The sequence below is a fragment of the Rhodococcus sp. BL-253-APC-6A1W genome, assembly GCF_012843405.1.
In the GTDB taxonomy this organism is placed as follows: Bacteria; Actinomycetota; Actinomycetes; order Mycobacteriales; family Mycobacteriaceae; genus Rhodococcus.
On record NZ_JABAFB010000009.1, the window covers coordinates 1 to 13,077 of the forward strand.

The 13,077-nt window shown below is 66.6% G+C and carries 14 protein-coding genes; 11 read left to right on the forward strand and 3 right to left on the reverse strand.

Annotated features, from left to right (window positions below):
* The first annotated feature begins 102 nt into the window (after nt 1–102).
* Together HF877_RS14940 and HF877_RS14945 are read left to right on the forward strand one after the other, a co-directional pair.
* Complete coding sequence (locus HF877_RS14940) at nt 103–408, forward strand: WhiB family transcriptional regulator (RefSeq protein ID WP_346765180.1); 306 nt, start codon at nt 103–105, stop codon at nt 406–408.
* 103 nt (nt 409–511) lie between these two features.
* A complete protein-coding gene (locus HF877_RS14945; RefSeq protein ID WP_169621984.1) occupies nt 512–1,147 on the forward strand; it encodes a trimeric intracellular cation channel family protein in 636 nt (211 codons plus the stop codon).
* Nucleotides 1,148–1,180: 33 nt separating this feature from the next.
* Here HF877_RS14945 and HF877_RS14950 read toward each other — a convergent pair whose 3' ends face one another.
* Nucleotides 1,181–2,014: an NAD(P)-dependent oxidoreductase gene (locus tag HF877_RS14950; RefSeq protein ID WP_169621985.1), complete on the reverse strand. Its 834-nt coding sequence runs from the start codon at nt 2,012–2,014 to the stop codon at nt 1,181–1,183.
* 85 nt (nt 2,015–2,099) lie between these two features.
* On the opposite strand from HF877_RS14950, the gene HF877_RS14955 reads away from it, so the two are divergent.
* The 4 genes from HF877_RS14955 to HF877_RS14970 are packed head-to-tail and all read left to right on the forward strand — an operon-like array spanning nt 2,100 to nt 6,136.
* Complete coding sequence (locus HF877_RS14955) at nt 2,100–3,677, forward strand: methylmalonyl-CoA mutase family protein (protein ID WP_296550684.1); 1,578 nt, start codon at nt 2,100–2,102, stop codon at nt 3,675–3,677.
* On the forward strand, nt 3,677–4,078 hold the full coding sequence (locus tag HF877_RS14960; RefSeq protein ID WP_169621987.1) for a cobalamin B12-binding domain-containing protein: 402 nt from the start codon (nt 3,677–3,679) through the stop codon (nt 4,076–4,078). Before HF877_RS14955 ends, HF877_RS14960 begins: the two co-directional genes overlap by 1 nt.
* A 46-nt stretch (nt 4,079–4,124) precedes the next feature.
* A complete protein-coding gene (locus HF877_RS14965; RefSeq protein ID WP_169621988.1) occupies nt 4,125–5,081 on the forward strand; it encodes an LLM class F420-dependent oxidoreductase in 957 nt (318 codons plus the stop codon).
* On the forward strand, nt 5,078–6,136 hold the full coding sequence (locus HF877_RS14970; protein WP_169621989.1) for a CoA transferase: 1,059 nt from the start codon (nt 5,078–5,080) through the stop codon (nt 6,134–6,136). Before HF877_RS14965 ends, HF877_RS14970 begins: the two co-directional genes overlap by 4 nt.
* A 77-nt stretch (nt 6,137–6,213) precedes the next feature.
* Here HF877_RS14970 and HF877_RS14975 read toward each other — a convergent pair whose 3' ends face one another.
* A complete protein-coding gene (locus HF877_RS14975) occupies nt 6,214–7,260 on the reverse strand; it encodes a ferredoxin--NADP reductase (RefSeq protein WP_169621990.1) in 1,047 nt (348 codons plus the stop codon).
* Nucleotides 7,261–7,363: 103 nt separating this feature from the next.
* Here HF877_RS14975 and HF877_RS14980 point away from each other — a divergent pair, with 103 nt between their 5' ends.
* The 5 genes from HF877_RS14980 (at nt 7,364) to HF877_RS15000 (ending at nt 12,586) form a co-directional block, all read left to right on the forward strand.
* A complete protein-coding gene (locus HF877_RS14980; RefSeq protein ID WP_169621991.1) occupies nt 7,364–8,812 on the forward strand; it encodes an AMP-binding protein in 1,449 nt (482 codons plus the stop codon).
* Nucleotides 8,790–9,695, forward strand: a complete 906-nt coding sequence (locus HF877_RS14985) for an acyl-CoA dehydrogenase family protein (RefSeq protein ID WP_169621992.1) — start codon at nt 8,790–8,792, stop codon at nt 9,693–9,695. The genes HF877_RS14980 and HF877_RS14985 overlap by 23 nt, the downstream gene beginning before the upstream one ends.
* Nucleotides 9,682–10,770 (forward strand): acyl-CoA dehydrogenase family protein, encoded by a 1,089-nt coding sequence (locus HF877_RS14990; RefSeq protein WP_169621993.1) that lies wholly within the window; start codon nt 9,682–9,684, stop codon nt 10,768–10,770. The genes HF877_RS14985 and HF877_RS14990 overlap by 14 nt, the downstream gene beginning before the upstream one ends.
* 1 nt (nt 10,771) lies before the next feature.
* Nucleotides 10,772–11,539 carry an enoyl-CoA hydratase/isomerase family protein gene (locus HF877_RS14995; RefSeq protein WP_169621994.1) on the forward strand — a complete coding sequence of 256 codons (768 nt, stop codon included), beginning with the start codon at nt 10,772–10,774 and terminating at the stop codon, nt 11,537–11,539.
* 123 nt (nt 11,540–11,662) lie between these two features.
* Nucleotides 11,663–12,586, forward strand: a complete 924-nt coding sequence (locus tag HF877_RS15000) for an alpha/beta hydrolase (RefSeq protein WP_169621995.1) — start codon at nt 11,663–11,665, stop codon at nt 12,584–12,586.
* Nucleotides 12,587–12,715: 129 nt separating this feature from the next.
* Here HF877_RS15000 and HF877_RS15005 read toward each other — a convergent pair whose 3' ends face one another.
* Nucleotides 12,716–13,042 (reverse strand): DUF4286 family protein, encoded by a 327-nt coding sequence (locus tag HF877_RS15005; protein ID WP_169621996.1) that lies wholly within the window; start codon nt 13,040–13,042, stop codon nt 12,716–12,718.
* Between the last annotated feature and the right edge of the window lie 35 nt (nt 13,043–13,077).

Consider the following 13,077-nt stretch of genomic DNA (forward strand, 5'->3'; position numbering starts at 1 on the left):
GTCGGTGTTGGCGCCGGTGTTGGGGGGTGTGGGTGAGCCGGAGTCGGGTGATGCGTCTACGGACAACCTGATCCGCATATACCGTCGTATGGCGAAGGAGGTGTGACCGTGCCCGCGCTGAAGTTGCTCAAGTTGCCGCCGCCCGTCGCGGAGTCGTGGGATTGGCAGATGCATGCCGAGTGCCGCGACGTGGACGGCTCGCTGTTCTTCCACCCCGACAACGAGCGCGGTGCCGCGCGGGAGAACCGCCTCGTCGCTGCGAAGACGGTGTGCGGGCAATGTGCGGTGCGGGAAGAATGCCTGGAATACGCTCTGGAATCCGGCGAACGCCACGGTATCTGGGGTGGGCTTTCGGAAGACGAACGCACCCGGGTGCGACGCGGGCACAGGCGCACCCCCCGCTCCTAGCGCGAGCGTGTGCCTCCGGCTCGCCGGGACGGCGGTGGCTCGTCACACCTCCGATCCGCCGAAAACGGAGAATCTTCCGGTGGCACCGGGTATATCTCGTGCAATGCCGACCGAAACACCAGTGTGGCTGGTACTCGACCTCGTCGGGACATTTGCGTTCGCACTCAACGGTGCGTTGACGGCCGTGCGGGCCGAGAAACTCGACATCGTCGGGATCGTCACGCTCGGCATGTTCACCGGTCTGGGCGGCGGGACGGTCCGCGACGTGCTTCTCGGGGCCCTGCCCCCGGCAACTTTCCTCGACTGGCGATATCTCGCCCTCGCTGCTTCCGGCGGTCTCGTCGCCTTCGCCCTCGGCCACAGACTCGATCGGCTCAACGCGACGATCACCGTGTTCGATGCGATCGGATTGAGTGTGTTCGCAGTGCTGGGCGCATACAAGGCCCTGGACTTGGGTTTCGGGGTGACACAGGCCGTTCTCGTCGGTGCCGTGACCGCGGTGGGTGGCGGGACCATCCGTGACGTCATGATCGGTCGTGTGCCTACCGTCCTGCGGAGTGAGCTCTACGCAATTCCTGCCCTCATCGGAGCCGTAATATTCACGGCTGCACACAGTTTCGGGTATCAGGGCACCCTAGTCGCGTTCGGCGCGGCGGCGGTGTGCTTCGTGATCCGCATGATCGGCGTGCGTTTCGACCTTCACGCGCCGTACCCACCCGGCCGGCACGGCGCAGGGTGAGTACGGCGCGGAGTGAGTACGGCGCGGGGTTCGTCAGTCCTTGTCGAGGAACAGGTCCCACTGCGGGTTGTCGCCGCCGCCGTAGCCGGACAGATCGGTCACACCCGATTCGGTGAGTACATCCGCGTCGATGAAGCAGCGACCCGTGGCGTCCTTCGCAGAGCGCGACAGGATCGCCACCGCGGCGTCGGCCATGATCTCCGGGCTGCGCGAGGACGACAGGAGCGCGTCACCGTCCGGCATGTGCGCGACCGCCGACGTCGCGATGAACGTCTCGGGCCAGAGGCAGTTCGCCGCTATGCCGGCCTCGGCGAACTCGGCTGCGAAACCCAACGTCAGCAGGGACATTCCGTACTTCGACAGGGTGTAGGCGGGGTGCACTCCGAGCCAGTAGGGGTTCATGTTCAGCGGCGGGGAGATGGTGAGCACGTGGGCGTTGGGCGAGTTCCGCAGGTGCGGCAGCGCCGCCTTCGTGAGGAGGAAGGTGCCGCGGCAGTTGATTTCCTGCATGAGGTCGTACTTCTTGGCCGAGAGCTGTTCGGTCGGTTCCGTGGCGATCGCGCTCGCGTTGTTGACGCAGAAGTCGATACCGCCGAAACGCTCCACCGCGGCATCGACTGCCTGCTGGACGTCGCTTTCCTTGCGCACATCGCCGACGACGGCGACGGCTTTGCCGCCGGCCGCCTCGATCTCGGCGACAGCGGTGTGGACCGTGCCCTTCAGCCGGGGGTGGGGCTCGGCGGTCTTGGCGAGCAGGACCACGTTCGCACCCTGCCGGGCCGCTGCGGTGGCGATAGCGAGGCCGATCCCGCGGCTGGCGCCGGAGATGACCATGGTGCGGTCGGTGAGTGCGTTCTGGCTCGTCATCGTTCTCCCAGGTCGTATCAGTGAAACCGTTCCGTTCTCAGCGATGATATTGGCATTCTCTTTTTCTGCAAGTAATGTATCCAGCGTGAACGACTTCACCGAAACCTCGTCGGGTATCCCGCTCGAGCCGGTCTACGGGCCGGACGACCGGGGTACCGAGCCGCCTGCGCCGGGCAAATTCCCCTTCACCCGCGGCAACTTCGCCACCGGCTATCGGGGCCGGTTGTGGACGTTCCGCCAGTACTCCGGATTCGGTACCGCCGAGGAGTCCAACCGGCGGTACCGCTACCTCCTCGAACAGGGCGGCACGGGCCTGTCGGTCGCGCTCGATCTCCCTACTCAGTGCGGTTACGACTCCGACGATCCGGAGGTCGGTGAGGAGGTGGGTCGCGTCGGCGTCGCCGTCGACACCCTCGCCGACGCCGAGATCCTGTTCGAGGACATTCCGCTCGACAAGATCAGCACGAGCTTCACCATCAACGGAACCGCCGCCATCCTGCTGGCCTTCTACGTCGCCGCCGCCGAGCGCAAGGGGGTGCCGCGCGAGAAACTCACCGGCACCATCCAGAACGACATCCTCAAGGAGTACGCGTCCCGCGGCACGTGGATCTGGCCTCCGGAACCGTCGCTGCGGCTCATCGCCGACACCATCGAATTCTGTGCAGCCGAGGTACCGCGCTTCAACGCGATCTCGGTGGCAGGCGCGCACTTCCGTGACGCCGGCGCCAACGCGGTCCAGGAGATGGCGTTCACTCTCGCCGACGGTGTCACCTACTGCGACACCGTTCTCGCGCGCGGGCGGATGACCATCGAGCAGTTCGCTCCGCAGATCTCGTTCTTCTTCTACACCCATGGTGACTTCTTCGAGGAGATCGCCAAGTACCGCGCCGGGCGCCGGCGGTGGGCGACCATCGTCCGCGAGCGTTACGGTGCGACCACCGACAAGGCGTCGATGTTCCGCTTCGGGTGTGTGGCCGGTGGCGCGTCGCTCTACGCGCCGCAGGCCCAGAACAACCTCGTGCGGGTCGCCTACGAATCCATGGCCTCCGTGCTCGGCGGTGTGCAGTCGATGTTCACCGCTGCGTGGGACGAACCGTTTGCCCTCCCCAGCGAGGAATCGGCGACCCTCGCGCTGCGCACGCAGCAGATCCTCGCGTACGAGACCGGCGTGACCCGCGTCGCCGACCCCCTCGGCGGCTCGTACTTCGTCGAGGCACTCACCGATGCCACCGAAGAACGCATCATCGAGATCATGGCCGACCTCGAAGCGCACGGCGGCATGGTCCGCGCGATCGAAGACGGTTACCTGCAGGGTCTGATCGCCGACGAGGCATACAAGACCCACAAGGAGATCGAAGGCGGCGAGCGCCCCGTGGTCGGTGTCAACAAGTTCGTCTCCGACGAGCCCGCGCCGGAGATCTCCACGTACGAACTCGATGCGCTGGGACGCGAGATGCAACTCGAGCGCCTGGCGAAAGTGAAGGCGGAACGCGACCCCGAGGCCGTGCGCACCACCCTCGCCGAATTGTCCCGCGCTGCGGAAGGAACCGAGAATTTGATGCACCGCCTGATCGACTGCGCCAACGCGTATTGCACCGTCGGCGAAATGGTGTCCGCGCTCAAGAACGTCTGGGGCGAGTTCCAGCAGCCGGTGGTGTTCTGATGAGCGCCCGCATCCTCGTCGCCAAGCCCGGTCTCGACGGGCACGATCGCGGCGCCAAGATCGTCGCCCGTGCCCTCCGCGACGCCGGATTCGAAGTGATCTACACCGGCATCCGTCAGAAGGTCGAGGACATCGTCTCGATCGCGGTGCAGGAAGATGTCGCGGTGGTGGGTCTCAGCATTCTCTCGGGCGCCCACGTCGCACTCACGACCAAGGTCGTCGAACAACTCCGTGCGGCCGACGCCGGCGATATCGCCGTGATCGTCGGCGGCACGATTCCGCAGAGCGATGTGCCCAAGCTTCTCGCCGCGGGCGCAGCAGCCGTGTGTCCCACCAGTACTCCGCTGGATGTCCTCGTGGACGAGGTCCGGAAATTGACGGGCACGGCTGCGCCGCTGTGACGACGCGCGGCACCCACACAATCGAGTTCGGGAAGTTGGAGGAATCGTGCGTATCGGAGTGATGGTCGGCCCGGAGCAGGGTGATACCGCCCGCAAGGTCGACCGCATGCTGAAAGACGTCGAATGGGCCGAAGCCGCAGGGTTCGACACGGTGTGGGTTCCGCAGATCCCCACGGATTTCGACGCCCTCACCGCGGTTGCGTTGATGGGCACGAGGACCAGCCGCATCGAGATCGGCACGGCGGTCGTACCGCTCCAGGCACAGCACCCGATCGCACTGGCCCGGCAATCGCTGTCGACGCACGCCGCTCTGAACGGGCGGCTTGCGCTGGGTGTCGGCCCGTCGCACCACTGGATCGTGGAGGACATGCTGGGGCTCTCGTACGACAAGCCTGCCAAGTACACCCGCGACTACCTCGAGGTTCTCAACGCGGCGCAGCGCGGGCCGGGTTCGGTGGACGTGGAGAACGACACGTTCACCGTGCACAACCCGCTCGATATCGCCCCGGTCGCACCGATGCCGATCCTGGTGGCCGCGCTCGGGCCGGTCATGCTCCGGATCGCGGGCGAGCACACGGACGGAACGATCCTGTGGATGGCCGACGAGCGCGCGATCGGTGAGCACATCGTGCCGCGAATCACCAAGGCGGCCGCCGAGGCCGGACGCCCGGATCCGCGGATCGTGGCGGGTGTTCCGGTGTGCCTCTGCGCGCCGGACGAGGAGGAGGTCGCTCGCGAGCGAGCCAACCGGATCCTTGCCGAGGCCGAGATCTCGCCCAACTACCAGCGACTCCTCGAGCAGGGTGAGGCCAAGGACATCGGCTCGATGGCGATCGTCGGTGACGAAGAAGCGATCCTCGCCGGGTTCCGTCGTTACCGCGACGCCGGCGTGACGGACCTGTCCATGCGCCTGCTGCCCATCGGCAACACCCGCGACGAACTGGTCGCGTCGAAGTACAAGACCCGTGAAGTCGTTGCCGAGCTGGCGAAGGAACTGAGGTGACGGCGGGTCCACTCGCGGGAATTCGAATTCTCGAGGTCGGTCACATCCTCGCGGGCCCGTACGCCACGATGATGCTCGCCGATCTCGGTGCCGAGGTCACGAAGATCGAGCCGCCGACCGGGGATCTCTCCCGGCAGGTGAGCGACGCGTATTTTGCGAGTCTCAACCGCGGGAAACGCAGTATCTGTCTCGATCTCTCGACCGAGGAGGGCCAGGAGAGGCTCGGTGAGCTGGCGTCCGTCTCCCATGCGTTGCTCGTCAATCTCAAGCCCTCGGCGATCCGGAAGTTCGGACTGACATACGAGTCGTTGCGCACCCGAAACGACAAGATCGTGTGTGTCGCGCTCACCGGGTACGGCCTGCACAACGGCGACGATCCGGCGTTCGACTACGTCATCCAGGCTGTCACGGGCGTCGCCGCGCTGACCGGCGACCCCGACGGGCCGCCCACGCTGCCCGGTTACTCGGCGGCGGACAACTCCACCGGCCTGACCGCCGCCCTGGGTCTGCTCGCACAGATCGTGTCCGGTCGCGGTGGGCAACTGGACGTCTCGTTGCACGACGTGATGCTGTCGCAGCTCAACTACCGTGCCTCGGCGTATCTGAACGAGGGCACCGCGCCGAGGCGCATGCCACACGGTGCCCACTCGTATTATGTTCCGGCTCAGCTGTTCCCGACCGCCGACGGAACTCTCGCGCTGTTCATCACGCACGACGGTTTCTGGCGGACGTTTGCCGCCGAAGCGGGCATCGACGGTTTCGGCACGATGGCCGAACGCGCCGCGCGCCGCGACGAGGTGCTCGAGGTCGTCACGGCTGTGCTGGCCGGCGACAGCGCATCGGGATGGGAACGCCGGTTACGGCCGCTCGGGGTTCCGGCCGCAGCGGTGCGATCGCTGCCGGATGCGCTCGAGGCAACTCCGGACGCGGTGATCACCGCCGGCGATTTCCGCCTCGTGGGCAGTCCGATCCGCATCGAGGGATACGAACCGCGGTACGGCGCACCGCCGCGTCTCGGCGAGCACAACGACGACGTGCCCGCTCCCTCACTCTGATCCTCTGCTCGCAACAGTGATCTGCTCGGGAATCTCCCGAGCAGATCACTGTCCGTCGTGCAGGTTCCGGTGAACCTCTACTCGTACCGCACCCGGATGTCGTTGCTGTCGGGCACTGCCTGGCACGTGAGGACGTAGCCGTCGGCGATCTCGTCGTCGCTGAGTGCGTCGTTCACGCGCATCGTCGCACTGCCGTCGACGATCTTGGCGATGCAGGTCGCGCAGTTCCCTGCCTCGCACGAGAACGGCGGTGCCAGTCCGGCCCGCCGGGCGCTCTCGAGCAGAGTCTCGCCCGGATGTCGCGGGACGGACACCCGCTGGCTTCCGAGACGGATCGAGACCGTGCCCTCGATCGGCGGAGCGGGTGTTGCGGCGGCCACGGGTGCGTCCGCAGCCGGGAGGTCCGCAACCGGGACGTCGGGGCGGATGGGTTCGGCGGCACTTCCGAAGCGTTCGCTGTACACGTTGCCCGGGCCCGTCAGTGCGCCTTCGATCATGTCCATGAAGGGCTCCGGTCCGCACAGGTAACTGTCGGCCGCCGTGTCGGGTCCGACGAAGGCCGCGACGGAGGCGGGATCGAGCAGTCCGCTCTCGTCGTCGTAGTGCCGGACGACCTCGAACCGCCCCGGATACCGGGCGACCAGGTCTGCGGTGACCGTCTCGAAGATGGCGGAGGCACGATCGCGGTCGGCGATGAGCAGGCGGACTCGGCGGTCGGTGGAGGCGAGGGCACTCTTGGCCAGCGACAGAATCGGAGTGATGCCGCTGCCGCCCGCGAATCCGAGCACCGGGCCCTCGGCCGGGCGGAGCAGGAAAGTGCCTGCCGGGCGGGTGATGTCGACTTCATCGCCCTCTGCCACATGATCGTGGAGCCAGTTCGAGACCGCGCCTCCGGGTACCCGCTTGACGGTGGTCATCAGTTCGGTGTCGGTCTCGGGAGCACTCGACATCGAGTACGACCGGTACAGGTCGGTTCCGTCGACCGTCACCTTGAAGGTGCAGAACTGCCCGGACTTGTAGGTGAAGGGCCCGTCGTGCGGAGCGAGCACGTAGGTGCGCGCGTCGTCGGTCTCCTTCACGATCCGGGTCACGGTCGCGCGCTGAAACAATGGTGGTCTCGCCATGGACCGTCTCCTCCTGGTATGAATATTCTACTAGGTGGAGAGTACTATTCTCACACGCGAGAGTGAAACCTCTCGGGACGATTCCCATACGCGAGAGAGCGCCATGACAGAGCCCGCCGTGCTGGCATTCGAAGATCGCGAGTACACACTCGCCGATCTCGACGCATGCGCCGACGGTCTCGCACTGCGTCTCCGCGACCAGGGTGTCGGCACGGGTGACCGGGTCGCACTGATGTCGTCGAACCGTCCCGAATTCCTGATCGCGGTCAAGGCGATCTGGCGCCTCGGCGCTGTCGTGGTTCTCCTGAGCCCGTCCTGGAAGCGGACCGAGGTCGAGCACGCCTTCGCCGTCACCGAGCCGGTGGTGGCGGTAGGGGACGCGGCCGTCCTCGCCGAAGTCGCAGCGGGCCGCGATGCTCCCCTTCCGATGGTGCACCTCGACGATCCCGTCCCGGAGCGGTGGGAAACCGCCGCCGTTGCAGAGGGCTTTACGGGTGCGGATCGGGATGCGGACGCGGTGCTCGTGTTCAGTTCGGGAACCACGGGCCTGCCCAAAGCCGTCCGGCACACACACGCGTCCTTCGGCGCCGCAGTGGTGCACTGGCGCGACGCTCTCGCATTGACGCCGGCAGACCGGATCCAGATCGCCACGCCGCCGTCGCACATCCTCGGCCTCCTCAACATCGCCACGGTGCTCGAAGCCGGTGCCTGGATGCGACTCCACAGGCGGTTCGACCTCGAGACCGTCTTGCGTCACATCGAGCGGGACAAGATCACCGTGGAGATGGCCGTCGCTCCCATCGCCATGGCCATCGCCTCGTATCCCGACCTCGAGTCGCTGGACCTGTCCTCGCTCCGCTACATCATGTGGGGGGCGACCCCGGTCACGGAGAGTGTTGCCGCGACGGTGACGCGCCGCACCGGTGTGCCGTGGGTCCCGGCCTACGGTGCGAGCGAAGTACCCGTCATCGCGTGCAACCCGGCGAGCGGCGCCCGTCTCGACAGCGTCGGCCGCGCCGCCCCCGGTGTGGAGTTGCGAGTCGTGTCGCTCGGCACGGGCCAACAGGTCGCGCCGGGTGAACGCGGCGAGATCCAGGTGAAATCCCCGTCGGTCATGGCCGGTTATCTTCCGGACGAGGCGACCGTCGACGCCTTCGACGACGGGTGGTACCGAACGGGCGATGTCGGGTCCGTCGACGAAGACGGTTGGGTCCGTATCACCGACCGATCCAAGGAAATGATCAAGGTCAAGGGCTTCCAGGTCGCTCCCGCCGAAGTCGAAGCGGTACTGCACGGCCACCCGGACGTAGCCGACTGCGCGGTGTTCGGAGTCGTCGACGAGGCCGCGGGCGAGGTGGTGGTCGCGGCGGTGTCGGCCACCGCGACCGCGACGATCGATCCCGACGAGGTCATCGCCTATGTGGGCGAACGGCTCGCGTCCTACAAGCGACCCAGCCGCGTGATTCTCGTCCCCGAAATTCCCCGCTTGCCCTCCGGCAAGGTGTTGCGCCGACTACTCGAGGAGCGCCATGGACGTACGTCTGACGAATGAACAACAGCAGCTGAGAGACGCTGCCGCCAGGCTGGCCGACGAGCTGGGACCGGGATCGGTCCAGGACCTCGACGACGCGGCGCGCCGCGCGCGACTGGAGAAGACCGTCGACTCCACCGGCTGGCGCTCGCTGCGCTCCGACGGTGCGTCGGGAGTCGAGGTGGCGATCATCGCCGAGGAATTCGGCCGCGGCCTCGTCGACGTTCCCTTCCTCGGGCCCGTGCTCGCCGACGATCTGCGTCGTCACCTCAGTGAGGACCAGCAAACGTGGGCGATAGCGATCGGTGACGACGCGTTCGACGCACACGGCCTGAAGCAGGCCCTGGTGGTCCGCGGCACGACAGTGCTGTCTGCCGAGATCGGCGAGGCAGCACCCGGTGCCGACCTCACCCGCGGATTCGCCACCCTCGCCGAGCCGTACACCCCAATCGGAGATCTGGACGCCGAGCCCATCGAGCGCGGATACGCGCTCGCGTTGGTGGCGACGTGTGCCGACCTGGTCGGCACGGCCCGCGGAGCACAGACTGTCGCGATCGAGTACGCCAAGATTCGCGAGCAGTACGGCAAGGCGATCGGCTCGTATCAGGCCGTGGCGCACCTGCTCGCCGAGAGCCAAGCGTTGATCGAAGGATCGATCAGCGTGCTGCGGCACGCGGCATGGGCGGTCGACGAGCTTGCACCGGCCGACGCGGTCCGCGCAGCGCGCATCGCGAAGATCTACTGCGCGCGAGCGGCACGCACAGTGTGCGAAACCGCCGTCCAGGTGCACGGCGGCATCGGCAACACCTGGGAGTGCATCGAGCACGTCTATCTGCGGCGGGCGCTGACGTCCACCGAACTGTTCCCCGTGAGCCTGGAGGAGATCGACCTTGGACTTTCGTGACTCGCCGGACGAAGCAGCCTTCCGCGAACGCCTGCGCACCTGGCTCGCTCAGGTAGCCGGCACGTTCCCCACCTCGGGCGACGAGTACTGGGCCCGCCAGGGTGACTGGCACCAGGCACTGTACGGCGCCGGATTCTTCGGTTTGTCCTGGCCGAAAAAGCATGGCGGACAAGACCTGCCGCCCGTATACGATGTGATCCTCGACGAGGAACTCGCCATCGCGGGTGCGCCGCCGCGACCCAGCCTGGGCTACCTCGTCGTGGGGCTCGGCCACCACGCCGGTGAAGAACTGTGCGATCGGTTCCTGCCGGGGATGATCAACGGGACCGAGCGGTGGTGCCAGGGCTTCAGCGAACCCGGTGCCGGCTCCGACCTGGCATCGCTCACGACCACCGCCACGCGCGACGGCGACGAATACGTCCTGCACGGGCACAAGGTCTGGACGAGTTATTCCGATGTGGCGGACTGGTGTCTGCTGCTCGCGCGCACCGATCCGACGGCGCCTCGGCACAAGGGGATTTCGGCGTTCATCGTCGACATGCACCAGGACGGGATCGAGCAGCGGCCCCTGAAGATGATCAGTGGCGTCACCAAGGAATTCGGGCAGGTGCTGTTCGACAGCGCCCGGGTTCCTGCGGACCGGATGGTCGGTGCGCCCGGCGAAGGCTGGCGTGTGGCGATGACGGTCGTCGGTCACGAGCGGGAACCGTCCACGCTCGGATTCGCGGCGCGCTACGGCAAGCTCGTCCGCCAGCTCGCCGCCCGTGTCGAGGGCAGGCCGCCCGAGGACCTGGCCTGGGCCGCTGTGCAATCGGAGATGTTGCGACTGCACGTGCGGCGCCGGTTGTCCGAACAGCTCGACGGCGTCTCGCACGGGTCGGAGGGCTCGCTCGACAAGCTGCTCATGACGTGGGTCGACCAGTCGGTCGGGCACGCGGCCTTGTCCGTGGCCGGTACCCGCGATCCCGAGCTGCTGGGGTCGTACATGTACAGCCGGGCACAGAGTGTCATGGGCGGCACCTCGCAGATCCAGAAGAACATCATCGCTTCACGCATCCTCGGATTGGGGGTCTGACATGTACGACATGCCCGACGAAATCGACGTCAGGGCCGATGGTTCCCTGCGGATCATCACCCTCAACCGGCCCGACGACCTCAACGCCGTCAACGATCCCCTGCACGAGGGACTGGCCCGGTTGTGGCCGCGCCTGAGCGCCGACCGCGACGCGCGTGCTGCGGTGATCACCGGTGCCGGCCGGGCATTCTCCGCCGGTGGCGACTTCACCTACCTCGCCGAACTGGCGAAAGACGCGGACCTTCGGGCGAAGACGATCGCCGACGGCCGGGAGATCGTGCTCGGAATGGCACGGTGCCGCATTCCCGTGGTCGCGGCGGTCAACGGTCCGGCCGTGGGTCTGGGCTGCAGTCTGGTCGCGCTCAGCGACATGGTCTACATGGGCGAGAAGTCGTACCTGGCGGACCCCCACGTCCAGGTCGGTTTGGTCGCCGCCGACGGTGGCCCCCTGACGTGGCCGCTCCAGATCAGCTTGCTGCAGGCCAAGGAGTTCGCGTTCAGTGGCCAGCGGATTCCTGCCGAACGTGCCTGCCAACTGGGCCTGGCGAACCACGTCGTCGCCGACCCGCTGAGCGAGGCGCTCGCGTGCGCCAAGCGCATTTCGGAGCAGCCACAAACGGCTATCGAGGCCACCAAGAGACTGCTCAACATTCATCTCGAACGGGCTGTGCTGGCGACACTCGACTACGCGATGAGTGCCGAGGAGATGACGTTCCAGAGCGCCGACTTCCAGTCCAACATCGCAAAGCTGACTGCCGCAAAGTCCTGATCCAACGGGCATCGAGGCGGGCACCGGGCACCGAGCACCCGGTGCCCGTCTCGATGCGTCTATTATCGCCGGACCCGGAACGACAAGGAGATCAACAATGCCGGTTGCCGACCGAGGTGATTCTTGATCGATCGCCTGCGTTCGCTACCTGGATTCCATCCCGATCTGCGGTGGATCGCGCTGCTTGCACCCCGCCGGACGGTCACTCCGAGGTCGCTGCCGGTGCTGCGCACGCTCACTCGCGCGATCCGTGGCAAAGATCCGGATGTCTATGTGCTCGAACCCGGTGTCGCCGTCCGCTGGTTCCGTCCGTCGACCGCTCGGGGTGACGAACCAGGGCCCGCCCTGCTCTGGATTCACGGCGGTGGGTACGTGTTCGGGCGCGCCGCACAGGACGACGCACTCTGCCGGCGGTTCGCGGAAGAACTCGGAATCACGGTGGCATCGGTCGAGTACCGGCTTGCACCGGAACATTCGTATCCGGTCCCGGTCGAGGACTGCAGCCGAATCTACGAGTGGCTGACCCGGCGTCCGGATGTGGACGCCTCGCGGATTGCGATCGGCGGTGCGAGCGCCGGCGGGGGACTTGCTGCCGCGCTCGCGTTCCGCGCTCGTGACCGGGAGATCCCACCGCCGGTTTTCCAGTTGCTGGTGTACCCGATGCTCGACGATCGCACCGGTGCCGGACCGCGGCACACCCGTTTGTGGGACGAGAGGTCGAATCGGTTCGGGTGGGAAAGCTACCTCGGCGCGGCCGACCGGAGCGAAGCGGTGCCGGCGCGACGTGACGACCTCGGCGATCTTCCTCCAGCGTGGATCGGTGTGGGTTCACACGATCTGTTCTTCGCGGAGAATCGCGAGTACGCCGACCGGTTGGCATCGGCGGGAGTGCCGTGCGGATTCCACATCGTCGAGGGCGCATTCCACGGTTTCGATCTCGTAGCGTCGAGAAAGCGTGTGGCGCAGGGCTTCTTCGACGAGCAGTGTGCCGTGCTGGCCGACGCGTTGGGGGTGCGGCGCTCCCGGGGTGACCTCGGGGAGTGCTGAGCCCGGAGCAAAAGCACAGCCGCGAAGCGCGCAGGGCGAGGACGCTGTCGCGTCCGCGCAGGGCGAGGACGCTGTCGCGTCCCCGCCCGTCGCACAGGGGTTTTCGTCGCCCCCGCAGTTCGTGATGCGCTATACGCGCGGCTTGGAGTATTCCGATTGCAGCGCGAGGATGCGCATCTTCGGAATCGGGCCGTAGCTCAGCGAGTCGGACATGTTCAGCTGCTTCGCCGCCGCGGCCGCGTGCACATTGTCCTTGGCGGCCTGTGGGTCACCGTCGAGTTCGTAGATGGTGACCGACGGTCCCCCGTCGGGGTCGGCCGGTGCCAGGCGGATAGCGCCGACGAATCCGTCGAGTGCTACAACCTCGGGGATATGGACCTCGTCGTACCACCGATTGAATTCCTCGAGACGCTCGGGGTGAGAGGGATGTGATTCGACGAGCAGGTAGTTCTTCATGCGTTCACTTTCTACGAGAAGTATTGAAGGACAGC